Consider the following 25,986-nt stretch of genomic DNA (forward strand, 5'->3'; position numbering starts at 1 on the left):
AATATAATAAGCGTGAACGAATTCACATACAAACATATACCCCTTTGTTTGAACGTGAAAATTTCTCCCATCCCCTTTAATATTTTTATAAGCCGTAAAGAAAAAGACCTGGTGTTTTACACCAGGTCTTTTTCTTTTGCTATCCATTTCCAATAACGCTCACATTTTACGTCAATCATTTGTACTTTTCGTTTCAGTTGTAATTTTTTCAGTTCACGCTCGATCTCTTGTTGCGAGCAGTCATATATAAATGCTACTTCTTTTGAAGATATAAATTGCGTTGCTTCTAGTAACACTTCTAAAGGTGGTAATGGTTCTGGCTCGATTTCACATTTTACAAGTTCTTTTAATAATTGTACGTATACGTCATAGGAATAAGTTCCAGCGATTTTAATACCTTCTTCATCTGAATTCGCATGAAAGAATACGAGAGAAGGTATTTCTGTAATATGCATCTCATTTGTAAATTTTAAATCACATTGGAAAGCTTTTTTTGCGCTAGCGGAATGTAGGTCTTTTTTAAATTCTTCTACATCAATATCGCTATCTCTTGCACATGCAAGTAATAATTCGCAGTCAGGGTTGGATACATTTTCAAGGAAAATGTATTCTTGGAGTTTTCGCAAAAACTTCGAACCTGCTTTTCGGCCCTGTAACTCGGCTGCCTTAATTGCCATCGAAACTAAATATGGTGTTGACGATGCCTCTTGCATATGTACCTTTCCATCACATGAAAAACCTTGTAAACTTGTTGTCTTTTCCCACACAAATCGAATATTAGCAGGTTTATTCCATTTGTGTGAGGAAGCGTTCGTTCCGTCCACTTTTCCTGTTACGATATGACGAATAGAGAAGTATTTCCCGTATTCAAGCCATAGTTTAATAATAAAGGGCTCAATTTCCCAGCAATCTTTACAAAGTGGATCAATAAATAAATATGCTTCTACAGACTTATGCTCACATGCGGAAGGAGATGGCATATTTATATGCTTTGCTTCCTGCTTATCCATTACACTTCACCTGTTTCGTTTGGAGTATTAACCATATGCTGAGCAGTTAATGCTAAACGTTCAAAAACGAACTCTCTTATATGACCGTGCACTCCTGTGTCATCCATTGCTTGCTCCATACATGATAGCCAAGCCTCTGCTCGTTTTGGAGTAATCTCAAACGGAAGATGGCGTGCTCTTAACATAGGATGACCATGTTCTTCAGTGTACAAATTAGGACCACCTAAATATTGCGTTAAAAATTGTTTCTGCTTCCTAGCGGTTTCTGTTAAATCATCCGGGAAGATGGGAGATAGGTCAGGGTGTTTACTGACATAGGAATAAAACGTGTCTACTAATATTGCAATGCATTGTTCACCGCCAATTGCTTCAAATGGTGTCATCGGTTGCTTGCTCATCCTTTATAAACTCCTTTTTCCATGAAATGTATATCTATTGTAGCAATGGAATGTTCTAGAGGGCAAATAAACAGCCTTCATAACGTTCTTTGCTTATTTTTCAAATGTAAAAGAATCTTTTCCTTTTAAAAAGTGAGATATATCCACTAGTAGAACGTATTCACTAGTGGAATTTTCACTTTAGCGTGCTTTGTTTTGTTTGGCAAGGAAAAAGCGTTTTACTTTATTATTTGTATGACGGATTGGTATGTCGTGCTGTTTTAATAAATGAATAAATGCAGCTTTTCCTGTTTCTTCATCTTGCACTTCAAATTCAATTTCATAATCATCGTGATTGTAATAGAAACTATGATCAAAGACAAGCGTTCCGCCTTCAAATAGTGTTTCGGCTCTTTCAGTTGTTAAACTACCCATATAAGTTAAAGTGGAAACAGGAATTTGTAATTTGTGTAGTTGATCCATTACAGCCCCTGGAATGATTACGTTTGTTTCCATCATCATTCTTGCTTCTTCTTCTGTTATGACTTGATGCGTTTCTAACAAGCCGACTTCTGCAGGTTGTTTCAATGTTAATGTATAAGTTTCTCCTTTATGACGAATACGAAGTGCAGAGCCAGCTTCTTTTAACGAGAAGCCTTGTGTTTCAAAGTAGTGATTCACCTGTTTCGTAAATACCTCAATAGAGAATGATTTACATAATGTATCGAATTCTTCTTCTGTAACAATATTTTTAAATTCAATTTCAATTTCTTGTGTCATTGTATGCGTGCTCCTTTTAAAAAATAATTCTTTACACATTATCGCTTTTTCATAAATTTGGTTCAATGTTTTATTTGTTTGCGTCCATGTTATGATACAATAATACTGTTAAGTAAGACAGGAAGTTGAGATGGAGGAGTTAGAGCATGCAAAATAAAATTCAAGTTAAGAGCGTAGAAAAGAGAGAGAATGCGCTTATTTTTTGTGCGGAAAATAATGAAATAGAGGTAAAGGAGTTAAGTGCGCGTAATCACGTACTTGTAGACTCAGACAATTTATCATTTTTATATATTTTAGAAAACGAATCATCTTTCATTTATGTAAGTATTCCACACACATGTTGGGAAGCAATGCATGAAGCGATGAATAACGATATAGTAATGTTCGTTCGTGTGAATGACGTTGAAATGGAATTAGAAAATTTAAAAGAAGAAGTAGAATATTTAGTTGAAAATATTGAAGGTAATGCAAATTACGGAGAAGAACTAGTAACTGCTGTAGAAAAAGTATTTCTATAAGCAAATGGATTGATTTTGGTGGTGGTTGAAATGAATCGAAATTGGGAAGAATTTTTAGCACCTTACCATCAAGCGGTGGCAGAGCTGAAAGTGAAACTAAAAGGAATGCGTACTCAATTTGCAATGTTAACAGAGCATTCTCCAATTGAGTTTGTAACAGGAAGGGTAAAGTCGGTTGCCAGTATTATTGATAAAGCGGAGAAGAGAAATGTACCGCTAGATCGGCTGAGAGAAGATATGCAAGACATCGCGGGCCTTCGAATGATGTGTCAATTTGTTGATGAGATTAAGCCTGTTGTAGAATATCTTCGAAAACGAAATGACTTTGAAATCGTGGAAGAACGTGATTATGTCACGCAAAAGAAAGATAGCGGCTATCGCTCTTATCACGTTGTCATTAGTTACCCCGTTCAAACGATTCAGGGAGAAAAAAAAGTATTGGTAGAAATCCAAATACGCACGTTAGCAATGAATTTTTGGGCAACAATTGAGCATTCTTTAAATTATAAATATAGTGGACGTTTTCCTGAAGATATAAAAATACGCTTACAACGTGCAGCGGAAGCAGCATTTTTATTAGATGAAGAAATGTCTTCTATTCGTCTTGAGATTCAAGAAGCGCAGAAAGCTTTTTCAAGAAAACAAGAAACGAAAGATTCCGAATCATAAACTAAAGGGTGTTGGGCGATGAAATTTACAATTATGTCAAAGGGAGATCAATCATCAGATACATTGGCAGGCACGATGAAAGAGTACTTGCTAGATTTTGGATTTATAATGGATGAAAAGGAACCCGATATTGTAATTTCTGTTGGGGGAGATGGAACGCTTTTATATGCGTTTCATCGTTATTATAATCGATTGGCTGAAACAGCATTTGTTGGTGTACATACAGGGCATTTAGGTTTCTATGCAGATTGGTTACCGACAGAAGTAGAGAAATTAGTAATTGCAATTGCTAAAACACCATTCCAAGTGGTGGAATATCCGCTTTTAGAAGTGATTATTCGCTATGTGAATGGGAGTAAAGAGTCACAGTATTTGGCGATGAATGAAGCAACTGTTAAAAGTGCGGAAGGTACATTAGTAACAGAAGTGGAAATACGCGGAGAGTACTTTGAAACGTTCCGCGGAGATGGCCTTTGTATTTCTACTCCTTCGGGAAGTACTGCGTATAATAAGGCGCTTGGCGGAGCAATTATTCACCCTTCTATTGAAGCGATTCAAATTGCAGAAATGGCATCTATTAATAATCGTGTGTTTCGTACGGTAGGTTCGCCGCTCGTACTGCCGAAGCATCATACATGTGTGTTGAAGCCGGCTGCAGGAATGAACTTACAAATTACGGTAGACCATTTAACGATGGTTCATCAAGATGTCAAATCAATTCAGTATCGCGTTGCAAACGAGAAAGTAAGATTTGTTCGTTTCCGTCCATTCCCGTTCTGGAAACGAGTTCGTGACTCGTTTGTTGCAGATAAATAGAAAGGGTTTATATATTTGAACAGATTTACATTGAAGTGGGATATAGAATCGGCTGAAGAGGGAACTTTAGTTAGAGAATTTTTAAAAACAAAAGGGATTTCTAAAGCCGCATTAACGGATATAAAATTTCGTGGCGGAGCTATTGAAGTAAATAATCAACATGCGAGTGTTCGTCATCAGTTGCAAGCTGGTGAGGAATTACGTGTCTTTTTTCCAGTGGAAGAAAGAAGTGAAGGGATGATTGCAGAAGATATCCCTTTATGTATTGTATATGAAGATGATGCGGTTCTTGTCATAAACAAAGAGGCGAACATGTCAACGATTCCGTCTAGAGAACATCCGGCAGGGAGTGTTGCGAATGCGCTCTTATCTCATTATGATAAGCAACATCTTGCAAGTACGGTGCACATCGTAACAAGGTTAGATCGTGATACTTCAGGGCTTATGCTTATTGCAAAAAATCGTTTCGTGCATCATCTATTATCGAAACAGCATCAACAAAAAGCTGTGAAAAGAACATATGAAGCAATCGTTCATGGTGAGATGATAGAACGAGAAGGAACGATTAACGCACCGATTGGACGGAAAGCGGATAGCATTATTGAGCGAACCGTTTGTGAGGAGGGGCAAAGAGCAGTTACTCATTTTAGAGTGATGGATAGCGCCAATCATAAGACGCATGTATCGCTTGAGCTTGAGACAGGAAGAACGCATCAAATTCGTGTACATATGGCTCATATAGGATACCCGTTACTTGGCGATGATTTATATGGAGGACGAAGAGATGTGATAAAACGCCAAGCACTTCATAGTACATCTTTGACGTTTTATCATCCTATTTTAGAGAAGGAAATGTCTTTCACTACAACGATTCCAAGCGATATGCAAGCAGTAGTAAGACATACTTAAAAAGGGAACAAAATTCTTATGTAATGAAGAATTTTGTTCCCTTTTTTCTTAGCGGAATAATATTAAAATTTGGTTTTCACCCGTGCGTTTTATAACGAAAAATCCACTTTCGGATTTTGTAGCAATGCCATCGTTATTTGGACGACAATATCCATGCGTTTCGCAAGTGCCGTCATCACGTACTAACATTTGTCCAATTAATCCGACAGGAAGCCACTCGGTACGATCTTTTCTTGCTATATATTTGCAAGCGGGATCCCATTCTGTATTTAAAAGAGGTTGTATGTCTTGCGATTCCGTACGTACATATTGACGTTTTCCGAAGGTATCTGTTTTATAGCGTTTTTGCCAACTTAAAGCACCGCTATTTCCTATAAGAGCGGGGGTTGCACTAGATATACCTAAGATGAATGAATCGTTTGAAGTAGCGATTCGAATTTTTTCTTCGCTACTAAATGTAACGAAATAACCTACATCAATAAGAGTATTGTCTGCTGTTTCAAACATTTGTGCAAAATCAGTTCCACTTGCATTGTAAGAAGCGCCATCAATATACATTTCCCCGTTATGAGCAAGCCACTTTGCACCGATATTATGGTCAGTTTCACTTGTGCCGTTTGCGATAAACCAAGAATAAGATTCTTCTGCTGTGCCGAAGCGCCCCATAATATGGCTACCTGCAAAATGAGCCGTTGATGTATGATTACCTTCCGCATGAGAAGAGAATCCGTTAGCGATAGTCGCGGTTCCTTCTGCATGTGCTGCTTCGCCTAAAGCAATTGTATGTTTACCTTCCGCATGAGAATAAGCGCCACCTGCTGTCGTTTCACTTCCTTCACTATGGGAACTATGTCCAGTTGCTTTCGTTTTTGATCCTTCTGCATGGGAGAAAGAAGCTTTTGCGTGTGTCAGAAGCCCTTCTGCATGTGAAGCTGTACCCTCTGCATGAGAGTGCAGCCCCTCAGCATATGCATATCGCCCCCCTTTTTTTACTTTTGTATTTTCAGGTGTAGGGGTTTGAATTATGATAGTCTTTTCTGTTTGTATAGTATTGGATGGTGCTAACGCTTCTTTTATTTTCTTCACTTGATTTATAATAGCAGCTGGAATTTCTGATTCTGCTTTTTTATTTATTGCTACAGGTATAATTTCTTCTATATTTTTCTCTGTTTGCTCAGAAGGAACAATCTTTTCATTATGAGTAGAGAGATTTTTATTTTTTTGCTGCATCTTTGTTTTTCTATTGTCAATTATGCGGCTCATTACAGCATTTTCTAAAGAGACATATTTTGGTCTAGCTTTGCTTTTTGGGGATGGCTCTTGTCCTTCCAGTTCTTCTACAGCTGCAGCTCGAATGCTGCACCAGTTGTTAATTCCGTACATGGGTAGATAAAAAGGCGGGCATTTTCTTTTTTGTTTAGAAGATTTTTTCTTCATTCTGTCACCTCCTGCGACAGTATATGCCGTGTAATGAAAAAAAGATGCACTTTAATGCATCTTTTTTTCATTACTTTACCTAGTTTTTTATGAGAGCCGCCTAAATGATACGGTACTCCCTCCTAAATCTTAAATAAGGGTTATGAAATTGGGCGGAATTTTTCAGGGACAAAAGGCAGGGAGGAAGGAACGGAAACAGCCTCCATTTCAGGATAACGTAGTCCGGTTAGTTTGCCACCAAATACAGCGCCAGTGTCAATATTGACTGTATGATTGACGAAGCGAGGTTCTTTTACGGGTGTATGTCCATATACAATCCAAGCTGTTCCTTTATACTCCTTCGCCCAGTCGCGACGGACAGGTGAGCCGTCAGCATGTTTTTCTCCTGTAATATCGCCATATAATACAAAGGTTTGTACTTTTTTATCTTGTCTTCCTATGTAATCTTGCCGAATTCCCGCGTGACACACAATTAACCTTTTTTCATCGAGTACGTGATACAAAGGGGATTGCTCGTAAAGTGTGATGAATTTTTCTTTTATCATGTTTTGTTTATGAGAAGGCAGTACTTCATATTCGGCAACAGTTGTTTCGAGTCCATGGGCAATTGTCACATTACGCCCAAGGAAAAATCGATATAGTTTATTACAGTGATTTCCCGGAGCGTAATAAGCTACTTTTTTATTTATAACAAGTTCCCATACAATTTCAATCATACGTAATGAATGAGGGCCGCGATCTGTAATATCACCAACAAACGCAAGTCTACGTCGATCAGGGTGAATCGGCAAATCACTATTCCAGTTATATCCGAGTTTCATCGTTAAATCTTGAAACTCTTGGAAGCATCCATGAATATCCCCTATAATGTCATATTTCATATTTAAACCTCCATCCTATTTTTCATTAGTATATCTAAAAAAGGATAGAGATAAAAATATACCGTTTTGTACTTTAGTTGAACATAAAGGTTTTCGTTCTAGAGCGAACGTTTAAAACAAATCCAATCGCTATCATGTATGTGAGTAAGGAACTTCCTCCGTAGCTCATAAGAGGTAATGTGATTCCTGTAATAGGTAATAATCCGATGGTCATCCCGATATTTTGAAATACTTGAAAAGTAAACATTCCGATTGTACCAGCGCAGATGTAACTACCGAAAGGGTCATTACTTTCTAAAGCGATATGAATCATGCGGAAAATAAGTAGGAAAAAAAGTGCAATAATGACACTTGCGCCTAAAAAGCCGAATTGTTCAGCGACATTGGTGAAAATAAAATCTGTATGTGGTTCTGGAAAGTATACTTGTCCATTTTCCCAACCTTTCCCTTGCATTTCCCCTGACCCAGTAGCTAAGAAAGCTTGTCTTAATTGATAGCCTTGCGCATCATATTTGTATGGCGCCAACCAGCCGTAGAAGCGATTTAGTTGATATTCTTGTAAAATGTGTGCTTTAAAGAATTTTGTATGAGTAAAAAAAATATACGTTAATGTAACGCCAACTATAAAAATACCAGAAACTAATCCGAAAATAAAACGCCAACGTATACCAGAAACTAGTATCATTGCAGCGAGCATTGCTGAAATTACCATTGTGTTTCCTAAATCAGGTTCCTTTGCAATAAGGAGGAGGGGTGGCAAACTTGTTGCGCATATTTTTCCGAGTAATAAAAAATCATCGTGTATTGTTCGGTAAAAATATTTCTCATTGTGATTTGCTATAATTCGTCCGGTGACGATAATTAAAAACAATTTCATAATTTCAGAAGGCTGAAAATTCCCGATGCCTGGAAGCCTGTACCAAGCGGTAGCGCCTTTTATTGTAACGGCACCTGGTACTTGAAGTTCTAGTCCGATAAGTAGTACCAATGCAAAGCTATATAAATACCAAGCAATTTTTTGATAACGATCGAAATCAATAATCATAATCATACCAATAGCTATAAATCCAATGAAGTACCATTGGATTTGTTTTAATACAAAATTTACACTTTGCAAAAATGGTGGTAAAGAGGCTTGTGCACTTGCAATTGCAAAGCAACTAACAGTCCCAATGGCGAATAAAATGAGTAGTAATACGTAGTCTATTTGATATTGAGAATTTGGATCTTTCAATGTATGTATTCCTTTCTATCGCCTAGTAAGTATATGGATCATGTCATGATAAAAATAATATACAAGCAGACTATGCATACATTTATTCCACTATTTGTGGGAAGTCATACATCACACGGAAGGAATCGTACCTACCGTGTGACAGACTATAGTGCACGGAGCTCATTTGTAATGATATTTAAACAATAGGAAAGACGGGCATGTGTATTTATATCTGGAATGAGGTTTGGAAATAGATCGTAAAATTTGACCGCATTTTTATACCACCCGTAAGCTCTTACTAACCCCTTTTTATAATATTTGGCGTCTTGTAAGAAACCATACTTTTTCGAGGTTAAAACGAGCTGGGAAAAATCTTCACAGCCCTCAAGGAATTTGTGGCGTACTTGCTGTCCAGTATGAAGGCGGAATGAACTTAAAGGCTCAGTGATATACATCGCATCACCCTTTGAAAGTAAACTTATCCAAGAGGCCATATCAACACTACAGCCGTATTTTCTGCCATTTAAAGTGCCGAAAGGTTCTGCTAATAGACTTTTTCTAAAGAGTACGATTGTAGGTTCACCGATAATGTTTTGCCCTGCTATAAGCATACGGTTTCCAAAATCTTTCCCATTTAGTAGAGTATCTTCATCATATAATCTTTTCATGGAGGGATGTTGTTCAAGTATATCTCCATCATCATTTATCCAAGTACGATAGGATGTGATAAGTGCGAGATTTTTATTTAAGTCTTGTTGGAAATGAAACATCATTTTTTCGATTTTATTATTATAAAATATATCATCGTCCATTAAGAAATTTATGTACTCTCCATTTGACTGTTCTAAGAGCATAAGGGCGTTATGAAATTGTCCTAGAGTAGAGGTGTTTCGAATGTACGTTATATGTTTATACTTATGTAAATAATGTCTGTATAGTAATTTTTCTGTTTCATGATTTGTGCTATCGTCTCCTACAATAATTTCAATGTTTGGATAGGTTTGTGCTAATGCACTTTCTAGAGCAATTTTAAAATAGTGTGGTCTATTATAGGTGGGAATAAGGATGGAAACGAGAGGCGGATGTTTTATATTATTCATATACAACTACCTTTCAGAAATTTTTTGTGTAAGAATAATATCTTGATAGCTTGTGTGTTCAGTTCTGCTACACCATGAACCATAATGGGGAGGAGTCTGCATTTCTAGTCCATACTTATTTAATAGGGTACGAATATCTTCTTCAGGATAGGCAACTGCGAAATTCGGGATATCTTTATTTAGAACATAACAATTGTCAATTTGATGATAAAAACCTAACGTACTTACTCCTGCATTTAAGTAATAGGAAGATTCAGGATTAATTAAAAAGAAAGTAATAAAACATCTCCCATCTTTTTTCAGAACTCGTGAGATCTCGCATACGTAATGTTCTAATTCTTTCGGAAGGAGATGGGTAAATACAGACGTTAAAAAAATAAAATCGAATGATGCATCTTCATATGGAAACTTGTATTGGGAAGCATCTTCTTTTCCATCGGGATTGTAGAATTGATTATATATATCGACATGTTCAAAATGGAAATTGTTACGGCGTGTAGAAATGTTATTTTTGCACCATGTAATTCCCGCATTGAATAAGTCAAATCCATAATAAGTACCTTCATCGCTTAAATAGTTCATTAATGGAACCGCCATTCGGCCGATACCGCAGCCTACATCTAACACTGTTTCATTTGATTTTAAGTTGCCAATTTCAATAAAATACTGCATAAACTCTTTTCCAACTTCTTCAAAGTCACCACCTACATATTGAACGAGTTCTGGGGGTGGAATTAATGTGATTTTTTTCTCATTTTCGTTCATACATTCACTCCGTCCTTGTAGTAAAGTAGAGGATTTCTATTGTATATAAATTAGTCATTTGTAGTGAGGGGAACTTTACACGAGTCGTTCTTATGAATAAGTAGTGTAAAGTTCCTCTCAAAAGAATAAAATTGTATTCTATTCTTTTCGCCAATAAATACCGAAATCATCAATTTTAGTAATAGGAGCTTGTAAGTTTCTTTCCTTTCTGAAATCTGTTACAGCCTCTGCGCATGTTACTAATCCGTAATCGTCAATAATAATAAAGCCACCTGTTGAAACTTTATCGTATAAGTTTACAAGACTATCCATCGTTGATTCATACATATCACCATCAAGGCGAGCGATTGCAATTTTTTCTACTGGTGCTGAAGGTAATGTATCTTTAAACCAACCTTTTAAAAATTTCACTTGATCATTTAATAAATCATATTTTCTAAAGTTTTCTTGCACTGTTTCTAAAGAAACTCGTAAGTAATCGAATGTATGCAAATAATCACCGTAATCTTTCGGATATTGTTCTAAGTTAGGTGCTGGCAGACCTTCAAACGAATCGGCAACCCACACAGTACGATCCGTAATGTTGTTTGCTTGTAAAAAACCATTCATAAAAATGCAAGATCCTCCGCGCCATACACCAGTTTCAATAAAATCACCTTTTATATTTTCACGGACAACAGTTTCCATAGCCTCATGTAATTGATTCATACGTTTTCGGCCAACCATACTGTGTGCTGCTCTTGGCCAATCCTTACCACCTTGACGCTCACTTTTTGAAACGTTAGGATCAACAATTTTTAAATTGTGATTTTCTACGTACTGCTTAAGAAATAAAGGAAGCGGAACTGTAACCGGTTCATATGATAGCTCTTTAGAGATATGTAACGAAGCAGGTAAGTATGGTTCGTATTCTAACCATATTTCAAATAAAATTGTTTTCTTTAATAATTCAAGATAAAGCTGAACAGCTGATTTATTTTCCATATAAGTGCCTCCTGCCGGAATGTCATACAACACTATGACTATGTAGAAAAGAAAGATTTAATGATTGAATTTACAAATGAAAAAGCAGTAAGACTGATATCAGTCTTACTGCTAAGTGCAAAATTAAGCGATTTTCTCAATAATAATGGATGCACTTGTACCAAAAGCTAGTGATAATCCAATTCCTGTAACAACTGCTTCAACGAGTGATGGTGTTGTAGTAATTTGTGTAATGGCTTGGATAACGATAGGAGCTCCAAGTGAAATTAAACTTGTGCCCGCACCTGGTACAGTAATGCCATTAACTTGAATTGCAAGACTTCCTAATAAACTTACTGCCGCTGTATAAGCAATAACAGTAATTTTATAGAAACCAGTTTCACTAATTACGAAAGTATCAGCATCCATTTGAGAAATTGCTGTACCAAACTGAGATCCAACGGTATTAAATGGTACTGGATCATCAATTCCAAGAGCTAAAGAAACTGTAGCTGAGTTAAAGGCATACAATCCTGCTGGAAGTCCTAATCCAGATGGTCCAGTTGGTCCAGTTGGTCCAGTCGGTCCAGTCGGTCCGGTAGCACCAGTTGGTCCAGTAGCGCCAGTGTCTCCAGTTGGCCCAGTCGGTCCAGTGTCTCCGGTTGGCCCAGTCGGTCCAGTGTCTCCAGTTGGCCCAGTTGGTCCAGTCGGTCCAGTGTCTCCAGTTGGCCCAGTTGGCCCAGTTGGCCCAGTCGGTCCAGTTGGCCCAGTTGGTCCAGTGTCTCCAGTTGGCCCAGTTGGTCCAGTCGGTCCAGTGTCTCCAGTTGGCCCAGTCGGTCCAGTTGGCCCAGTCGGTCCAGTTGGCCCAGTCGGCCCAGTCGGTCCAGTTGGTCCAGTCGGTCCAGTTGGTCCAGTTGGTCCAGTTGGCCCAGTTGGTCCAGTCGGCCCAGTCGGTCCAGTCGGCCCAGTCGGTCCAGTCGGTCCGGTAGGAAGGGTAAACGGTGGTATTGGTGGTAATGTTGGTCCTACAAGATTAGGGTCAAATGCACTAGCTGATAAAGATTCATCGGGATTTAATCCATCTGAATAATTATTATTTGACATAAATTCACCTCCATAAAGCGTTCATTATATAGTAGATGCAAAAACGGAAGAAAATGACACCGACATTTGAATTATTGAAAAGAAATCTTAAACTACTTGTGCAAGTTAAAAAAATGGAAAGTTTATTGTATGTATAACATATGATTGATTTGGAAGAGGGTGATTATGTTGAACAAGCAAGGAATTACAATTAGTTTATGTATGATTGTTCGAGATGAGGAAAATACAATAGGTCGATGTTTAGACGCAGTAGAAAAAATTGTTGATGAAATTATTATAGTTGATACAGGTTCCATTGATCGAACGAAAGAAATTGTAGCTCAATATACCTCTAACATATATGACTTTCCATGGATTAATGATTTTGCGGCAGCTAGAAATTTTTCTTTTTCGAAAGCAACGCAACAATATATATTATGGCTAGATGCTGATGATGTGTTATTAGAAGATGCGCAGGAGGCATTGAATCTATTAAAAAGAGAGTTAGATCCTAATGTGGATGCTGTTTCGATGCCTTATCATCTTGTAATGGATTCTAACGGGAAACCGTTATATTGTACAAAAAGATATCGGCTTGTAAAGCGTGAAAAACAATTTCAATGGTTTGGAAAAGTACATGAGTATTTAGCTATTTTTGGTGAGATTTTTAATAGTAATGTTGCGATTACACATAAGAAAGAAAAGCAAGTAACGAACCGTAATTTGAAAATTTTTCAAGATGCTGTAGCAGCTGGGGAAGAATTGAGTCCGAGAGATTTGTTTTATTACGCGAATGAATCTATGGATAATCAAAAATATGATGATGCAGTTCTATTATATGAAGCATTTCTTAATCAAGACGAAGGTTGGTATGAAGAGAAAATTTATGCATGTGGTAAATTAGGAGATTGCTATGCAAAGCTCGGAATGTGGGAGAAGGCAGTTGAATCTTGTGTAAAGTCATTTCGGCATGATGTTCCTAGAGGAGAGAATTGTACAAGAATAGGATATATATATATGGAACAACAAAAGTACAATGAAGCAATTTTTTGGTTTAAACTTGCAACAGAAGTGCCACTGGCAACAGAGAGTCCTTTTCACAGTCCAGCTAGCTATACATGGATTCCTTATTTACAAATGTGTATTTGTTATAGCAAGTTAGGAGAGCAAGATAAAGCTTATTATTACAATGAATTGGCAGCTTCTTATGTTCCGAATAATGCTGCAATTGAATATAACCGCAAATATTTTCGAAGTGTTTTTGATAAACAATATAAATCGTTATAGGTTGCGTTTTTTAGAAATGATTTATCATGATTCTAACTCTAATAGATTGGCTATATAGTAAAGTATCGGCAATGTAACTCGTGTTGGTTACATCTATAGAATTCATATGAGCTTTATATTTCAAATTCAATTTGCATAAGGAGTGTGTGAAATGAATTCCCCAAAAAATTCTTTATATGAAGAAAAGTCTGGGCATTATTATAATGCTGTGAATCCGAATTTATTAAAGCATATAAAAAAGGAATGGAAAGAAGTTCTTGATATCGGTTGCTCGAGTGGTACATTGGGAGCTGCCATAAAAGAAAATGGCACACGTGTATCAGGAATTGAGGCATTCCCAGAGGCGGCAGAACAAGCAAAAGAAAAACTAGATCATGTTGTTTTAGGTGATATAGAAACAATGGATATGCCGTATGAGGAGGAGCAATTTGATTGCGTTATATTTGGTGACGTATTAGAGCATTTATTTGATCCGTGGGCTGTAATAGAAAAAGTAAAACCATATATAAAGAAAAATGGTGTAATTTTGGCTAGTATCCCGAACGTTTCGCACATTTCAGTATTAGCCCCCTTACTCGCTGGAAATTGGACGTATACAGAATATGGTTTATTAGATAAAACACATATTCGCTTCTTTACATTTAATGAAATGCTACGAATGTTTTTAAAAGCAGGTTATTCGATTAGTAAAGTAGATCGTGTATATGTTGATCATAAAATGTATGAACCGCTTATTGAGGAATTATATGGGATTTGTAAAAAATATCGTCTTGGAAGTGGCTTCATGGCTGAGACGGTTGTATTTCAATATATTATTGAAGCAGAAAAATCACAATTATGAGTGAGGCAGATAAAACAATATTATTTGTTACGTGTATAAATGATCGGAAATTGTATGCACAATGTGCGCGACATATATTACAATTGCCAGTTCCTCCAGGATACACGGTACAGTTTATGCCGATTCGGAATGCAAAAAGTATGACGAGCGGATATAATCAAGCAATTTCGCATCCAGCAAAATATAAAGTGTATATACATCAAGATGTTTTCATTGTAAATGTAGGATTTTTATATGGATTACTGCAATTGTTTCAAGAACATGAACATCTTGGAATGATTGGTATGGTTGGAGCCCAATATGTTCCTCCAAATGGAATATGGAATGTAGGCAGAGGAGTTGTTGGAAAAGTCATTGGTTATATGAATGATTTATTTTATATGGCCAGTCAAGAAAAGCCGTATCATGACTCAAAAACATTTATGCCCGTTGAATGTATTGACGGATTATTAATGGCAACGCAATACGATATTCCGTGGCGAGAAGATTTGTTTGATGGGTTTGATTATTATGATGTGTCTCAATCATTTGAATTTAGAAAAGCAGGTTATACAGTTGGGGTTCCTGTACAGCGTGATGCTTGGTGCATTCACTATCATATTGATGTGAATATGACCAACTATGATAAGTATAGAAAGATATTTGTGGAGCACTATATGTCAGATGTAAATCAAGACGAATAGAGGGGCTACAAAATGAAAGATCATACAATATTAGTCGTTGTTTGTATAAATAATGAAGAGCTGTTTGAACAATGTGAGAGACAAATAAGAAATCTTTTTGTTCCCCCTGGTTATGTCGTACAAATTTTTCCGATACGAGATGCGAAAAGTATGGCAAGTGCATATAATCGAGCGCTTTCATATCCCGCGAAGTATAAGGTTTATATACATCAAGATACTTATCTTATTAATCGAGAGATGTTTTATACACTTATTTCTCTTTTTAAAGATAACGAAAAACTCGGTTTAATTGGTGTAGCTGGAGCCCAGTTTTTACCGAGCAACGGGATATGGTGGGAAGGGAAAAATTTAGTAGGGAAAGTGATTGAGTATAGAAGAAAGAATTATCAATTATTAAATTTAGACCAGCTGTTTTATGGTAATCAATCATTTATGTCAGTTCAGGCAATTGATGGATTATTAATGGCCACACAATATGATATTCCGTGGCGAGAAGACTTGTTTCAAGGATTCCACTTTTATGATGTTTCGCAGTCTTTAGAGTTTCAAAAGGCAGGTTATTTAATTGGTATCCCTAATCAAGCGAATTTATGGTGTATTCACTACAACGGGGATGAGTTTGATGCGGATACATATGAGAAGGATCGGAAAGTGTTTGTAGAGCATTACAAAGATATACTATCTCCATCATAAGGGAGAGATGCAGGATGAAAGGAATTATTTTAGCTGGTGGAACGGGATCGAGATTATATCCAATAACGAAAGTAACGAATAAACATTTGCTTCCTGTTGGACGTTATCCAATGATTTATCATGCAGTATATAAGCTAAAACAATGCGAGATTACAGATATTATGATTATTACAGGTAAAGAGCATATGGGAGATGTTGTTAGTTTTTTAGGAAGCGGTCAAGAGTTTGGCGTGTCTTTTACGTATCGTGTGCAAGATAAGGCTGGCGGAATTGCGCAAGCATTAGGGCTTTGTGAGAATTTCGTCGGGAAAGATCGCATGGTAGTTATATTAGGAGATAATATCTTTTCTGATGACATTCGTCCGTACGTTGAAGAGTTTGCAAATCAAAAAGAAGGTGCGAAAGTACTGCTGCAATCTGTAGATGATCCGGAGAGATTTGGTGTAGCACATATTCAAAACCGAAAAATAATTGAAATTGAAGAAAAGCCGAAAGAGCCGAAAAGTTCCTATGCAGTCACAGGAATTTATTTGTATGATTCAAAAGTCTTTTCTTATATAAGAGAATTAAAACCTTCCGCAAGGGGAGAACTTGAAATTACAGATATTAATAATTGGTATTTAAAACGAGGGGTACTTACTTATAATGAAATGAGCGGTTGGTGGACGGATGCGGGAACTCATGTTTCTCTTCAAAAGGCTAATACGTTAGCGCGGGATATAAACTTTGGTAAACAGTTTAACGGAGAATAGGTGAGAATATGAAAGTTGTAGAAACAAACTTTACCGACGCAAAATTGTTAGAACCAAGGTTATTTGGAGATGAGCGCGGCTTTTTTACTGAAAGTTACAATAAGAAGGTGCTGGAAACATTAGGGGTTACGTATTCATTTGTACAGGATAATGTTTCGTATTCAGCGGAAGCGGGAACGATTCGGGGATTGCACTTTCAAAAAAATCCGAAAGCACAAACGAAACTTATTCAAGTTATGCAAGGAGCAATCTATGACGTTATCGTTGATTTGCGAAAAGATTCAACAACATTTAAACAGTGGAGAGGCTATATTTTAAGTGCGGATAATCATCGGCAATTATTAGTGCCAAAAGGATTTGCACATGGCTTTTGTACACTTGTCCCGCATACGATCGTTATGTATAAAGTAGATGAGTATTATAGCGCCGAGCATGACTCAGGGGTACTTTGGAGCGATAAAGACTTAGCAATTCCATGGCCGGTAACAAGTCCTATTTTGTCTGACAAAGATCGAATATTACCGTTACTTCAGGAATATGAAGATAGCTTTTGAGTAGGAGAGTTGTTTATGAATATATTAGTAACAGGTGGGGCCGGATTTATTGGAAGTAATTTTGTTCATTACATGTTACAAAGCTATGAAACATATAAAATTATTAATTTCGATGCATTAACATATAGCGGGAATTTAAATAACGTGAAGTCTCTTCAAGATCATCCGAATTACTCTTTTGTAAAAGGGGAAATTCAAAATGGAGAGCTGGTGGAGCATGTTATTAAGGAACGTGACGTGCAAGTAATTGTAAATTTCGCAGCTGAATCACACGTGGACCGTAGCATTGAAAATCCGATTCCTTTTTATGATACAAATGTAATTGGGACAGTCACCTTATTAGAATTAGTAAAAAAATATCCACATATTAAACTCGTGCAAGTATCAACAGATGAGGTATACGGCTCTTTAGGGAAAACAGGGCAATTTACTGAGGCAACCCCGTTAGCTCCAAATAGTCCATATTCTTCAAGCAAGGCGAGCGCCGACATGATAGCTTTATCTTATTATAAAACATATCAATTACCAGTTATAGTAACGCGTTGCTCCAATAACTATGGACCGTATCAATATCCTGAAAAGTTAATTCCGTTAATGGTAACGAATGCGCTGGAAGGAAAAAAACTACCGTTATATGGCGATGGATTACATGTAAGAGATTGGTTACATGTAACGGATCATTGTAGTGCGATTGACGTTGTTCTGCATAAGGGACGTATAGGAGAAGTGTATAATATAGGCGGAAATAATGAAAAAACAAATGTAGATGTTGTAGAACAAATTATTACGTTTTTAGGAAAAACAAAGAAAGATATTGAATATGTTACGGACCGTTTAGGACACGATCGTCGTTATGCGATTGATGCACAAAAGATGAAGAATGAATTTGATTGGGAACCTAGGTATACGTTCGAACAAGGATTACAAGAGACGGTGCAATGGTATGACAAGAATAAGGAATGGTGGAAACCACTAAAAGAAAAGTAAGGGGCATATAAATGAAAGAACGGCTTATCATAACAGGAGCAAATGGTCAGTTGGGAAAGCAACTACAAGAAGAGTTAAATCCTGAAGAATATGACATATATCCATTTGATAAAAAGTTACTAGATATAACAAATATATCCCAAATGCAACAAGTGGTACAAGAAATAAGACCACATATAATTATTCATTGTGCAGCGTATACGAAAGTAGATCATGCGGAGAAAGAACAAGATCTTGCGTATAGAATAAATGCACTAGGAGCTCGAAATGTAGCGGTTGCTTCACAATTAGTAGGCGCGAAGTTAGTTTATATTAGTACTGATTATGTATTTCAGGGCGACAGACCGGAAGGGTATGATGAATTTCATAATCCAGCGCCGATAAATATATACGGAGCTTCTAAGTATGCAGGAGAGCAGTTCGTCAAAGAGTTACATAATAAATATTTTATCGTTCGCACATCGTGGTTATATGGTAAGCATGGAAATAATTTTGTGAAAACGATGATGCGATTAGGGAAAGACAGGACAGAAGTGTCTGTTGTAGCGGATCAAATCGGCTCTCCTACTTATGTGGCGGATTTAAATGTGATGATTAATAAGCTCATTCATACTTCTTTATATGGTACGTATCATGTATCAAATAGAGGCTCATGTTCTTGGTTTGAATTTGCAAAAAAAATATTTGCGTATGCAAATATGAAAGTGAATGTATTACCTGTTTCAACCGAAGAATTTGGAGCGGCGGCAGCGAGACCAAAATATTCTGTTTTTCAACATAACATGCTACGATTAAATGGTTTTTCACAAATGCCTTCTTGGGAAGAAGGATTAGAGCGGTTTTTTATAGAAACAAAAAGTCATTAACAAAATTTAAGTTAATGACTTTTTTGTTTGCCTTTAAGAGGTTTTATGGTACTATAATTATAGTATCAGGTACTAATAACAAGTATAAGTAATTCTGGGAGGATATATCATGGAACTATTACAAGGGAAAACATTTGTTGTTATGGGCGTTGCGAACCAAAGAAGTATTGCGTGGGGAATTGCTCGCTCTTTGCATAATGCAGGTGCAAAATTAATCTTCACATATGCAGGAGAACGTTTAGAGAGAAACGTTCGTGAATTAGCAGACACATTAGAAGGACAAGAATCACTTGTATTACCTTGTGATGTAACGAATGATGAAGAACTTACAGCTTGCTTTGAAACAATCAAGCAAGAAGTTGGTACAATTCACGGTGTAGCACACTGTATTGCTTTTGCAAATCGTGACGACTTAAAAGGTGAATTTGTAGACACTTCTCGCGATGGATTTTTACTCGCACAAAATATTAGTGCATTCTCTTTAACAGCTGTAGCAAGAGAAGCGAAGAAAGTAATGACAGAAGGCGGAAATATTTTAACGTTAACATATCTTGGTGGCGAGCGCGTTGTGAAAAACTATAACGTTATGGGTGTTGCGAAAGCTTCATTAGAAGCGAGCGTGAAATATTTAGCTAACGATTTAGGTCAACATGGCATTCGCGTTAACGCGATTTCTGCAGGGCCAATTCGTACGTTATCTGCAAAAGGTGTAGGCGACTTTAACTCAATCTTAAGAGAAATTGAGGAACGCGCACCACTTCGTCGTACAACAACTCCAGAAGAAGTTGGAGATACAGCCGTATTCTTATTCAGTGATTTGGCACGCGGCGTAACAGGAGAAAACATTCACGTTGATTCAGGGTATCATATCCTAGGATAAATATAATATGAATTTTTAAAGGACAATCTCTACATATTGAGATTGTCCTTTTTATTTGTTCTTAGAAAGAACGATTTTTAACGAAAGTTCTTACCACGTTATGAATATAACTATAATAGTACACGATTTATTCAGCTACGTATGGAAGTGGGAGGGACGAGTGTGAAGAATAAAAATAAAAGTTCAACAGTTGGAAAACCGTTGTTATATATTGCGCAAGTAAGTTTGGAACTTGCTGCACCGAAAATAAAGAGGATTATCTTAACAAACTTTGAAAATGAGGATCGAAGAGAAGTAAGTAATAGAAATGAAAATGAAAATAAAAATGCTGTAAGTAGTGCTGTGGAAGAGGTAATAGAACAAAAAGAGCAACAAGAGCAGCAAGTAGAAGAAATAGAAGAAGAGGAACAAGTACAAGAACAGCAGGAGCCAGTGAGAACTGTTCCGTATAATAAATCATTTAAGGATATGAATAATGATGAGAAAATTCATTTCTTATTAAACCGTCCTCATTACATTCCGAAAGTAAGGTGCAGAATAAAAACGGATACAGTTTCTTATATTGGATCAATCATATCGTATCGTAATGGCATTGTATCCATTATGCCGCAAAATAGTATGCGAGATATTAAGTTGTCTATAGATGATATCCAATCGATTAGTATGGCCGGCTTTTAAATATGTAAAGGTGGTAGAAATCTTCTACCACCCCAATAGTTTTTTTGTTTACTTCACTTATTAGATAGAAACGTCGCGTAAGCACTGAATCGCACAGAAGCAGCTTAAATCAACAGTAAGACAAGTGTTAGTCGATACTAATCTTGCATTTGGTACAGCTAAAAACGTACAAATTGGATCATTATCAGGTGGTACAGGAGAAGTATCACCTAATACTACAGTTAATACACGTAATACAGCACAGCTATCATCATCTACACTTTCCACACGGAAAATTGGAGATCGGCAGCTAGAAAGGCTTGCAGTTGGTGCAAATGCTTCAAAAGGTTCTCCAGTTTTTGTGTATAAAATAAAAGGGCGTGTATTTGCTACTGAAGCACTATTGTGTGCTCCTAAAAATGGGATTTCACAACCAGATCCACACGTTGTTGTAGAACAATCTTGTAATTCATTGATGAATTTTACAACGTCAACTACACAATGAGAAGAGCCATGGTGTTTATTTTCGTTACAACTCATTAATGTCACTCCTTATCTTCTTGTTTGTATTTACATTAATAAGATATTGGAGTCGAGGAGATTTGGTCACAATCTCAAGAGCTTTTTTTTTAAATAGGCAAAAGAAGATAAGGGAAGGTGGAATCATGCTGTTTACAAGTTGGCTTTTATTCTTTATTTTCGCGTTAGCTGCTTTTAGGCTCACCCGTTTAATTGTTTATGATAAAATTACAACTTTTTTGCGAAGACCGTTTATTGATGAATTAGAGATTACAGAGCCGGATGGAAGTGTATCAACTTTTACAAAAGTAAAAGGTAAAGGATTAAGAAAGTGGATTGGAGAATTATTAAGCTGTTATTGGTGTACAGGTGTATGGGTTAGTGCTTTTTTATTAGTTTTATATAATTGGATTCCTATCGTTGCAGAGCCGTTACTTGCATTATTAGCTATTGCAGGAGCAGCAGCAATCATTGAAACGATTACAGGATATTTTATGGGAGAATAATATATTTTCATAATACGAGAGAAAGCGGAGTTTAAAAGAATGAGGGAACGGAAATAAAGAGTTGTTCATATAGTAAATAGACAGAATTGACAGTAGAGGAGATGTTTGCTGTGAGTAATAGTCCAAGGCAAAATTCATATGACCTGCAGCAATGGTATCATATACAGCAACAACACCAAGCACAACAACAGGCATACCAAGAACAATTACAACAACAAGGATTTGTGAAGAAAAAGGGATGTAATTGCGGGAAAAAGAAGAACACAATAAAACATTATGAAGAATGAAACACTCATATTACTGTGAGTGTTTTTTATTATAAATATAAAAAGCGGTATTTCTAAGGAAGAAATACCGCTTTTTACTAGCTAATTTGTGCAACTGTTAATGCTGCAGCACGGATGTCTACAGTTCCAATTAACTCAACTGGTACAATTTGAATTAAATCGCCAGGGTTTAAGTTAATCAGAATAACACCACTGGATACGTCTACTTCACCAGTACCAATAACGTTAGAACGAACCGCTGTACCTGATCCAGGAATAATGTTAGCTGGCGTACCTAATGATAAGAAGAAACGACCAGCTTCTGGTGCAACAGGTGCGTTATCAAGACTAATTGTTAATGTATAACTGATTTGATAAATACCAGCTCGTAGAATTCGAATGCCATCTCCGACACTTACTGTATCATTTATTACAGGAACAGTAATATTTGGGTTTGGACTTACGCTAGGTAATAGTAATGGTGTGAATAATGAAGCGAACTGAGGGGTAGAAGCGTTGAAAGCAAAACCGAAGGCAGGTAGTGTACTAGCTGGTTTCGCCTCACAATCGATTTTAGTAAATTCGCAATCAGAAGAGAACATGTTTTTCACTCCTTTATCTGTTTCTACTTTCAGTTAATGAAAAGGACAGGTTCTATGTTCTAGACAAGTTCCCAATTTTAAGAAAAATACATAATAATACCTTTTAAGCATGGATTGGGTGGCAGAATTTTCTGCCACCCAATCCATGCTTAACTCATTATTTAGTTTTAAATCGTAACATCGCGTAAGCATTGAATAGCGCAGAAGCAACTTAAATCAACAGTAAGACAAGTGTTGGTCGACATTAATCTTGCATTTGGTACAGCTAAAAACGTACAAATTGGATCATTATCAGGTGGTACAGGAGAAGTATCACCTAATACTACAGTTAATACACGCAATACAGCGCAATCATCATCATCTATACTCTCGACACGGAAAATTGGGGATCGGCAGCTAGAAAGGCTTGCAGTTGGTGCAAATGCTTCAAAAGGTTCTCCAGTTTTTGTGTATAAAATAAACGGGCGTGTATTGGCTACTGATGCACTATTATGTGCTCCTAAAAATGGAACTTCGCAACCAGATCCACATGTTGTCGTTGCGCATTCTTGTAATTCATGTATAAAACGAACGACATTCGATACACAGTTGAAATCACAATCATGGTGATGATGGTCTTCGTTACAATTGCAGCTCATTATGTTCACTCCTTATCGTGAGTTCTGACATACACTATTACAATATGAGTGAGATATGGTTGATATTACGTTAATTCTTATGATGAAAACAGGGAATTTATATAGGAGGGATGTACATAATGCAATATAAAAAAAGACATCCTTATTTAGTGGATGTCTTTTCAGGTAAATCTTTTCGCGCAGTATATAAAAAACGAGATATATCTAATTTTTTTCCTCTAAAAAATTGCGGAGAGGAAATGTAAAGTTCTTCTTTCGCACGTGTAATTGCGACATAAAGTAGTCGGCGTTCTTCCTCTAAAGCTTCAGAAGTCTCTGTAACACGATCATTTGCATCTTTTAAAGAAGAAGTATGGGGGAGAATACCATCGCTCGCTCCAAGTAAAAAGACGCATGGAAATTCAAGGCCTTTTGCGTTATGAATAGACATAAGCGAAACGGCATCTTTTTGTGGCATTGTTTTTAATGCTTCCATTTCTTTTTGACCTTGAATTGCTTCATCAATAAATTGTAAATAAGCTGGAATGTCGGTGAAACGAGTTGCAGACTCCATTAATTCTTCTAACATTTCTTCTTGTATATCTTTATGCATCGTAAAGGAAGAGCGATCATTACTTTGTAAGTACTCTAAATACTTTCCTTTACCATGAATAATTTCTTTTAATGCTTTTTTCGGTTCTAATTCTTTTATAAATTTAATAAAATCGATACGCTCATTTACCTTTTTCACTTGAAAAGGTTTTAAGCTCGGATTTAATAATAAGAAATGGAGAAGAGAAGGGAAACGGCCCTCACCATATTTCCATTGTTCACGTTCAATAAATGAAATACAATCATCACGCCCAATATACATCGTTGGCAATATATTTGAAAGTGATTCTAGTCGAAACGGTTCAATTACCAGTCTTAAATGATCTAATACAGGCTTAATTAAAGAATGTTCATAAAACGATTGGCTCGCCCCGTGCTTAATAAACGGGATTTTGTGAATGGTAAGCTGATCAAGTAACGAACGGCTTACAGAATGTGTGCGATACAGTAAACAAAAATCTTTAAAGTTACGTCCGCCGCTATCTACTTTTTCTTGAATGAGCTGCAAAATTTGATTTGCTTCATCAAGAGTCGTAGCAGGTCTTGCGTAAAAAGGTTGTACACCTTCTTCGCGCACAGAATATAGCTCTTTATCAAAACGCTCCTGATTTAGTTTGATAACTTCATTTCCAAGTCCGACGATAAATGGGTTGGATCGATAATTTGTATTAAGTGCGATAATCGTAGTGTTATCAAATTCTTTTGGAAAAGATAAAATAATTTGGTGACTTGCTCCTCGCCAGCCGTATATCGCCTGATCGTCATCACCTGCGATAAATAAATTATTTCTTGGCGTGGCTAACAATTTTACAATTTCATATTGTGCATACGATGTATCTTGGAACTCATCTACTTCAATATAGTGGAAACGTTGTTGTAATTGGGTAAGCAAAGGAGCGTTATTTTCTAACATATAATATGTTTCTAATAAGATGTCATCGAAATCAATATAATTATATCGTTGTTTCACTTCTTCAAAACGTTCGTATACTTCTTTAAATTCTTGTTCAACGGGTGTCTTTGCTTTTACATCTTTCGGACGATTCAATTTGTTTTTCTCAAGTGAAATCATAGCGAGCATCGTTTCAGCATCATAATCGTCTTTTAAGCGTAATTCTTTTAAAATTTTCTTTATCATAATTTGTTTATGTTTTTCGTTTGCTAAAATTTGCTGATTATATCCTTGACTACGAAGCAATTTTAAAAAGACAGAGTGGAATGTACCAGCAACAACGTAGCTACTTGCTGCACGATTCATACCTGGTAAATTTGCTACACGGTTTCGGATTTCTTCAGCTGCTTTTTGTGTAAATGTAAGCAATAAAATATTGCGCGGATGAACTTGTTTTACATTTACTAAATAACCTACGCGGGTTGTTAAAACAGAGGTTTTCCCGCTTCCGGCACCAGCTAATGTAAGGACAGGGCCTTCTGTCGTACGCACGGCCTCTAATTGTTTTTCATTTAAAAAAACATTTTGTTGTTCGAGAGCGCGAAAATACGCCGCATCTGCATCTTCTTCCATAATTAAATGGGTAGATGTTTTCGGAATATGATATGTTGCACGCGGAATATCAGCATGCGTTAATGATTTTTGTGAAAATTTTTCTTGTGTCATATATTCACCTTCAAAACTATAGCATCAACATTTAACTTTAGCGGAAGAAAAAGAAAATAGCAATGTAAAAAACAGGAGGGGATACCTCCTGTTTTCAAATTACAATTCTTTTATCATAACGATGTGAGGAATATTTGCTTCCATGAATACATCAGAATTCGTTACATATCCAAGTTTCTTATAGAAATCTTCAGCATGTGTTTGGGCATGCAGCTTTAATTTTGGTAGCGAGTTTTCCTTCGCATACGCTTCAAGTGCATCCATAACAATTTTTCCAATTCCTTTTTTACGATGAGAAGCTAGTACGCAAATGCGTTCCATTTTTCCTATTCCATCCAGTATGCGAAAACGACCAGCACCAACTGGAACATCATTATCATATATAACAACGTGTGTTGAAGTTTCTTCAAATTCATCATACTCTTCTTCAGCAGAAACTTGTTGTTCATTCACAAAGACTTGCTTACGTACAGAGAATGCGTCTCTTAGTTGTTCGTCCGTTTGTACGATCTGTGCGTGCAA

General features: G+C 36.6%; 31 protein-coding genes. 16 read left to right on the forward strand and 15 right to left on the reverse strand.

Annotated features, from left to right (window positions below; translation table 11 throughout):
• Positions 1 to 116: 116 nt before the first annotated feature.
• From ACTFOB_RS23980 to ACTFOB_RS23990, 3 genes are all read right to left on the reverse strand, one after another.
• A complete protein-coding gene (locus tag ACTFOB_RS23980; RefSeq protein ID WP_000360654.1) occupies positions 117 to 1,010 on the reverse strand; it encodes a ClpXP adapter SpxH family protein in 894 nt (297 codons plus the stop codon).
• Positions 1,010 to 1,408, reverse strand: a complete 399-nt coding sequence (locus ACTFOB_RS23985) for a globin domain-containing protein (protein WP_000043382.1) — start codon at positions 1,406 to 1,408, stop codon at positions 1,010 to 1,012. Before ACTFOB_RS23985 ends, ACTFOB_RS23980 begins: the two co-directional genes overlap by 1 nt.
• Before the next feature lie 180 nt (positions 1,409 to 1,588).
• Positions 1,589 to 2,167, reverse strand: a complete 579-nt coding sequence (locus ACTFOB_RS23990) for a CYTH domain-containing protein (RefSeq protein ID WP_440029551.1) — start codon at positions 2,165 to 2,167, stop codon at positions 1,589 to 1,591.
• Between the two features lie 146 nt (positions 2,168 to 2,313).
• Between ACTFOB_RS23990 and ACTFOB_RS23995 the strand changes: the two genes are divergently transcribed.
• The 4 genes from ACTFOB_RS23995 to ACTFOB_RS24010 are packed head-to-tail and all read left to right on the forward strand — an operon-like array spanning position 2,314 to position 5,079.
• The gene (locus ACTFOB_RS23995) at positions 2,314 to 2,685 is read left to right on the forward strand and encodes a hypothetical protein (RefSeq protein WP_001179996.1); all 372 of its coding nucleotides are present in this window, start codon (positions 2,314 to 2,316) and stop codon (positions 2,683 to 2,685) included.
• A gap of 30 nt (positions 2,686 to 2,715) precedes the next feature.
• A complete protein-coding gene (locus ACTFOB_RS24000; protein ID WP_001081480.1) occupies positions 2,716 to 3,354 on the forward strand; it encodes a GTP pyrophosphokinase in 639 nt (212 codons plus the stop codon).
• Between the two features lie 18 nt (positions 3,355 to 3,372).
• Positions 3,373 to 4,170 carry an NAD kinase gene (locus tag ACTFOB_RS24005; RefSeq protein ID WP_151631306.1) on the forward strand — a complete coding sequence of 266 codons (798 nt, stop codon included), beginning with the start codon at positions 3,373 to 3,375 and terminating at the stop codon, positions 4,168 to 4,170.
• Between the two features lie 15 nt (positions 4,171 to 4,185).
• Positions 4,186 to 5,079, forward strand: a complete 894-nt coding sequence (locus ACTFOB_RS24010) for an RluA family pseudouridine synthase (protein ID WP_440029548.1) — start codon at positions 4,186 to 4,188, stop codon at positions 5,077 to 5,079.
• 48 nt (positions 5,080 to 5,127) lie between these two features.
• Here the strand turns inward: ACTFOB_RS24010 and ACTFOB_RS24015 are convergent, their stop codons facing one another.
• The 7 genes from ACTFOB_RS24015 to ACTFOB_RS24045 form a co-directional block, all read right to left on the reverse strand.
• Positions 5,128 to 6,516, reverse strand: a complete 1,389-nt coding sequence (locus ACTFOB_RS24015; protein WP_440029546.1) for a peptidase G2 autoproteolytic cleavage domain-containing protein — start codon at positions 6,514 to 6,516, stop codon at positions 5,128 to 5,130.
• Positions 6,517 to 6,656: 140 nt separating this feature from the next.
• Positions 6,657 to 7,397 carry a bis(5'-nucleosyl)-tetraphosphatase PrpE gene (prpE, locus tag ACTFOB_RS24020; RefSeq protein ID WP_440029544.1) on the reverse strand — a complete coding sequence of 247 codons (741 nt, stop codon included), beginning with the start codon at positions 7,395 to 7,397 and terminating at the stop codon, positions 6,657 to 6,659.
• A gap of 73 nt (positions 7,398 to 7,470) precedes the next feature.
• On the reverse strand, positions 7,471 to 8,631 hold the full coding sequence (locus ACTFOB_RS24025) for an FtsW/RodA/SpoVE family cell cycle protein (RefSeq protein WP_440029542.1): 1,161 nt from the start codon (positions 8,629 to 8,631) through the stop codon (positions 7,471 to 7,473).
• Positions 8,632 to 8,777: 146 nt separating this feature from the next.
• Positions 8,778 to 9,713: a glycosyltransferase family 2 protein gene (locus tag ACTFOB_RS24030; RefSeq protein WP_440029541.1), complete on the reverse strand. Its 936-nt coding sequence runs from the start codon at positions 9,711 to 9,713 to the stop codon at positions 8,778 to 8,780.
• A 6-nt stretch (positions 9,714 to 9,719) separates the two neighbouring features.
• Complete coding sequence (locus tag ACTFOB_RS24035; RefSeq protein WP_440029539.1) at positions 9,720 to 10,478, reverse strand: class I SAM-dependent methyltransferase; 759 nt, start codon at positions 10,476 to 10,478, stop codon at positions 9,720 to 9,722.
• A gap of 138 nt (positions 10,479 to 10,616) precedes the next feature.
• A complete protein-coding gene (locus ACTFOB_RS24040) occupies positions 10,617 to 11,462 on the reverse strand; it encodes a TylF/MycF family methyltransferase (protein ID WP_151631299.1) in 846 nt (281 codons plus the stop codon).
• A 123-nt stretch (positions 11,463 to 11,585) separates the two neighbouring features.
• On the reverse strand, positions 11,586 to 12,545 hold the full coding sequence (locus ACTFOB_RS24045) for a BclA C-terminal domain-containing protein (protein ID WP_440029537.1): 960 nt from the start codon (positions 12,543 to 12,545) through the stop codon (positions 11,586 to 11,588).
• 165 nt (positions 12,546 to 12,710) lie between these two features.
• Between ACTFOB_RS24045 and ACTFOB_RS24050 the strand changes: the two genes are divergently transcribed.
• The 10 genes from ACTFOB_RS24050 (at position 12,711) to ACTFOB_RS24095 (ending at position 20,745) form a co-directional block, all read left to right on the forward strand.
• Positions 12,711 to 13,811, forward strand: a complete 1,101-nt coding sequence (locus ACTFOB_RS24050) for a glycosyltransferase (RefSeq protein WP_440029535.1) — start codon at positions 12,711 to 12,713, stop codon at positions 13,809 to 13,811.
• A gap of 151 nt (positions 13,812 to 13,962) precedes the next feature.
• Entirely contained in the window at positions 13,963 to 14,652 is a 690-nt protein-coding gene (locus ACTFOB_RS24055) for a class I SAM-dependent methyltransferase (RefSeq protein ID WP_151631296.1), read from the forward strand.
• Positions 14,649 to 15,335, forward strand: a complete 687-nt coding sequence (locus ACTFOB_RS24060) for a glycosyltransferase family protein (protein WP_151631295.1) — start codon at positions 14,649 to 14,651, stop codon at positions 15,333 to 15,335. The genes ACTFOB_RS24055 and ACTFOB_RS24060 overlap by 4 nt, the downstream gene beginning before the upstream one ends.
• A gap of 12 nt (positions 15,336 to 15,347) precedes the next feature.
• Positions 15,348 to 16,028, forward strand: a complete 681-nt coding sequence (locus tag ACTFOB_RS24065) for a glycosyltransferase family protein (protein WP_440029534.1) — start codon at positions 15,348 to 15,350, stop codon at positions 16,026 to 16,028.
• 14 nt (positions 16,029 to 16,042) lie between these two features.
• Positions 16,043 to 16,780 (forward strand): sugar phosphate nucleotidyltransferase, encoded by a 738-nt coding sequence (locus tag ACTFOB_RS24070; RefSeq protein WP_151631293.1) that lies wholly within the window; start codon positions 16,043 to 16,045, stop codon positions 16,778 to 16,780.
• An 8-nt stretch (positions 16,781 to 16,788) separates the two neighbouring features.
• Entirely contained in the window at positions 16,789 to 17,334 is a 546-nt protein-coding gene (gene rfbC / locus ACTFOB_RS24075; protein ID WP_151631292.1) for a dTDP-4-dehydrorhamnose 3,5-epimerase, read from the forward strand.
• A gap of 15 nt (positions 17,335 to 17,349) precedes the next feature.
• Positions 17,350 to 18,321: a dTDP-glucose 4,6-dehydratase gene (gene rfbB / locus ACTFOB_RS24080; protein WP_440029533.1), complete on the forward strand. Its 972-nt coding sequence runs from the start codon at positions 17,350 to 17,352 to the stop codon at positions 18,319 to 18,321.
• A gap of 11 nt (positions 18,322 to 18,332) precedes the next feature.
• A complete protein-coding gene (gene rfbD, locus ACTFOB_RS24085; RefSeq protein WP_440029531.1) occupies positions 18,333 to 19,187 on the forward strand; it encodes a dTDP-4-dehydrorhamnose reductase in 855 nt (284 codons plus the stop codon).
• Between the two features lie 109 nt (positions 19,188 to 19,296).
• On the forward strand, positions 19,297 to 20,067 hold the full coding sequence (fabI, locus tag ACTFOB_RS24090; RefSeq protein ID WP_000421885.1) for an enoyl-ACP reductase FabI: 771 nt from the start codon (positions 19,297 to 19,299) through the stop codon (positions 20,065 to 20,067).
• Positions 20,068 to 20,208: 141 nt separating this feature from the next.
• On the forward strand, positions 20,209 to 20,745 hold the full coding sequence (locus ACTFOB_RS24095; protein ID WP_440029529.1) for a spore coat CotO family protein: 537 nt from the start codon (positions 20,209 to 20,211) through the stop codon (positions 20,743 to 20,745).
• Positions 20,746 to 20,805: 60 nt separating this feature from the next.
• Here ACTFOB_RS24095 and exsY read toward each other — a convergent pair whose 3' ends face one another.
• Entirely contained in the window at positions 20,806 to 21,264 is a 459-nt protein-coding gene (gene exsY / locus ACTFOB_RS24100) for an exosporium assembly protein ExsY (protein ID WP_001277728.1), read from the reverse strand.
• 125 nt (positions 21,265 to 21,389) lie between these two features.
• Between exsY and ACTFOB_RS24105 the strand changes: the two genes are divergently transcribed.
• Entirely contained in the window at positions 21,390 to 21,749 is a 360-nt protein-coding gene (locus tag ACTFOB_RS24105) for a DUF1360 domain-containing protein (RefSeq protein WP_440029527.1), read from the forward strand.
• A gap of 101 nt (positions 21,750 to 21,850) precedes the next feature.
• Positions 21,851 to 22,036: a hypothetical protein gene (locus tag ACTFOB_RS24110; RefSeq protein ID WP_033657682.1), complete on the forward strand. Its 186-nt coding sequence runs from the start codon at positions 21,851 to 21,853 to the stop codon at positions 22,034 to 22,036.
• 77 nt (positions 22,037 to 22,113) lie between these two features.
• On the opposite strand, the gene exsF is transcribed toward ACTFOB_RS24110, so the two are convergent.
• The 4 genes from exsF to ACTFOB_RS24130 all read right to left on the reverse strand — a co-directional run bounded on the left by exsF (position 22,114) and on the right by ACTFOB_RS24130 (position 25,986).
• The gene (gene exsF, locus ACTFOB_RS24115; RefSeq protein ID WP_440029525.1) at positions 22,114 to 22,617 is read right to left on the reverse strand and encodes an exosporium protein ExsF; all 504 of its coding nucleotides are present in this window, start codon (positions 22,615 to 22,617) and stop codon (positions 22,114 to 22,116) included.
• 167 nt (positions 22,618 to 22,784) lie between these two features.
• A complete protein-coding gene (gene cotY / locus ACTFOB_RS24120; RefSeq protein ID WP_440029523.1) occupies positions 22,785 to 23,255 on the reverse strand; it encodes a spore coat protein CotY in 471 nt (156 codons plus the stop codon).
• A gap of 142 nt (positions 23,256 to 23,397) precedes the next feature.
• A complete protein-coding gene (locus ACTFOB_RS24125; RefSeq protein ID WP_440029521.1) occupies positions 23,398 to 25,464 on the reverse strand; it encodes an ATP-dependent helicase in 2,067 nt (688 codons plus the stop codon).
• 99 nt (positions 25,465 to 25,563) lie between these two features.
• The gene (locus ACTFOB_RS24130) at positions 25,564 to 25,986 is read right to left on the reverse strand and encodes a GNAT family N-acetyltransferase (protein ID WP_097816621.1); all 423 of its coding nucleotides are present in this window, start codon (positions 25,984 to 25,986) and stop codon (positions 25,564 to 25,566) included.

The organism is Bacillus cereus group sp. MYBK79-1, from assembly GCF_051915365.1.
Classification (GTDB): Bacteria; Bacillota; Bacilli; order Bacillales; family Bacillaceae_G; genus Bacillus_A.

Coding starts and splice junctions, on each gene's coding strand:
- ACTFOB_RS24095 (WP_440029529.1), top strand. CDS start 20,209: ATGGAAGTGGGAGGGACGAGTGTGAAGAATAAAAATAAAAGTTCAACA.
- ACTFOB_RS24110 (WP_033657682.1), top strand. CDS start 21,851: ATGTTTGCTGTGAGTAATAGTCCAAGGCAAAATTCATATGACCTGCAG.
- exsY (WP_001277728.1), bottom strand. CDS start 21,264: ATGAGTTGTAACGAAAATAAACACCATGGCTCTTCTCATTGTGTAGTT.
- exsF (WP_440029525.1), bottom strand. CDS start 22,617: ATGTTCTCTTCTGATTGCGAATTTACTAAAATCGATTGTGAGGCGAAA.
- ACTFOB_RS24005 (WP_151631306.1), top strand. CDS start 3,373: ATGAAATTTACAATTATGTCAAAGGGAGATCAATCATCAGATACATTG.
- cotY (WP_440029523.1), bottom strand. CDS start 23,255: ATGAGCTGCAATTGTAACGAAGACCATCATCACCATGATTGTGATTTC.
- ACTFOB_RS23990 (WP_440029551.1), bottom strand. CDS start 2,167: ATGACACAAGAAATTGAAATTGAATTTAAAAATATTGTTACAGAAGAA.
- fabI (WP_000421885.1), top strand. CDS start 19,297: ATGGAACTATTACAAGGGAAAACATTTGTTGTTATGGGCGTTGCGAAC.
- ACTFOB_RS24000 (WP_001081480.1), top strand. CDS start 2,716: ATGAATCGAAATTGGGAAGAATTTTTAGCACCTTACCATCAAGCGGTG.
- ACTFOB_RS24070 (WP_151631293.1), top strand. CDS start 16,043: ATGAAAGGAATTATTTTAGCTGGTGGAACGGGATCGAGATTATATCCA.
- ACTFOB_RS24055 (WP_151631296.1), top strand. CDS start 13,963: ATGAATTCCCCAAAAAATTCTTTATATGAAGAAAAGTCTGGGCATTAT.
- ACTFOB_RS24045 (WP_440029537.1), bottom strand. CDS start 12,545: ATGTCAAATAATAATTATTCAGATGGATTAAATCCCGATGAATCTTTA.
- ACTFOB_RS23980 (WP_000360654.1), bottom strand. CDS start 1,010: ATGGATAAGCAGGAAGCAAAGCATATAAATATGCCATCTCCTTCCGCA.
- rfbD (WP_440029531.1), top strand. CDS start 18,333: ATGAAAGAACGGCTTATCATAACAGGAGCAAATGGTCAGTTGGGAAAG.
- ACTFOB_RS24105 (WP_440029527.1), top strand. CDS start 21,390: ATGCTGTTTACAAGTTGGCTTTTATTCTTTATTTTCGCGTTAGCTGCT.
- ACTFOB_RS23995 (WP_001179996.1), top strand. CDS start 2,314: ATGCAAAATAAAATTCAAGTTAAGAGCGTAGAAAAGAGAGAGAATGCG.
- prpE (WP_440029544.1), bottom strand. CDS start 7,397: ATGAAATATGACATTATAGGGGATATTCATGGATGCTTCCAAGAGTTT.
- ACTFOB_RS24125 (WP_440029521.1), bottom strand. CDS start 25,464: ATGACACAAGAAAAATTTTCACAAAAATCATTAACGCATGCTGATATT.
- ACTFOB_RS24015 (WP_440029546.1), bottom strand. CDS start 6,516: ATGAAGAAAAAATCTTCTAAACAAAAAAGAAAATGCCCGCCTTTTTAT.
- ACTFOB_RS24065 (WP_440029534.1), top strand. CDS start 15,348: ATGAAAGATCATACAATATTAGTCGTTGTTTGTATAAATAATGAAGAG.
- rfbB (WP_440029533.1), top strand. CDS start 17,350: ATGAATATATTAGTAACAGGTGGGGCCGGATTTATTGGAAGTAATTTT.
- ACTFOB_RS23985 (WP_000043382.1), bottom strand. CDS start 1,408: ATGAGCAAGCAACCGATGACACCATTTGAAGCAATTGGCGGTGAACAA.
- ACTFOB_RS24050 (WP_440029535.1), top strand. CDS start 12,711: ATGTTGAACAAGCAAGGAATTACAATTAGTTTATGTATGATTGTTCGA.
- rfbC (WP_151631292.1), top strand. CDS start 16,789: ATGAAAGTTGTAGAAACAAACTTTACCGACGCAAAATTGTTAGAACCA.
- ACTFOB_RS24040 (WP_151631299.1), bottom strand. CDS start 11,462: ATGGAAAATAAATCAGCTGTTCAGCTTTATCTTGAATTATTAAAGAAA.
- ACTFOB_RS24035 (WP_440029539.1), bottom strand. CDS start 10,478: ATGAACGAAAATGAGAAAAAAATCACATTAATTCCACCCCCAGAACTC.
- ACTFOB_RS24060 (WP_151631295.1), top strand. CDS start 14,649: ATGAGTGAGGCAGATAAAACAATATTATTTGTTACGTGTATAAATGAT.
- ACTFOB_RS24030 (WP_440029541.1), bottom strand. CDS start 9,713: ATGAATAATATAAAACATCCGCCTCTCGTTTCCATCCTTATTCCCACC.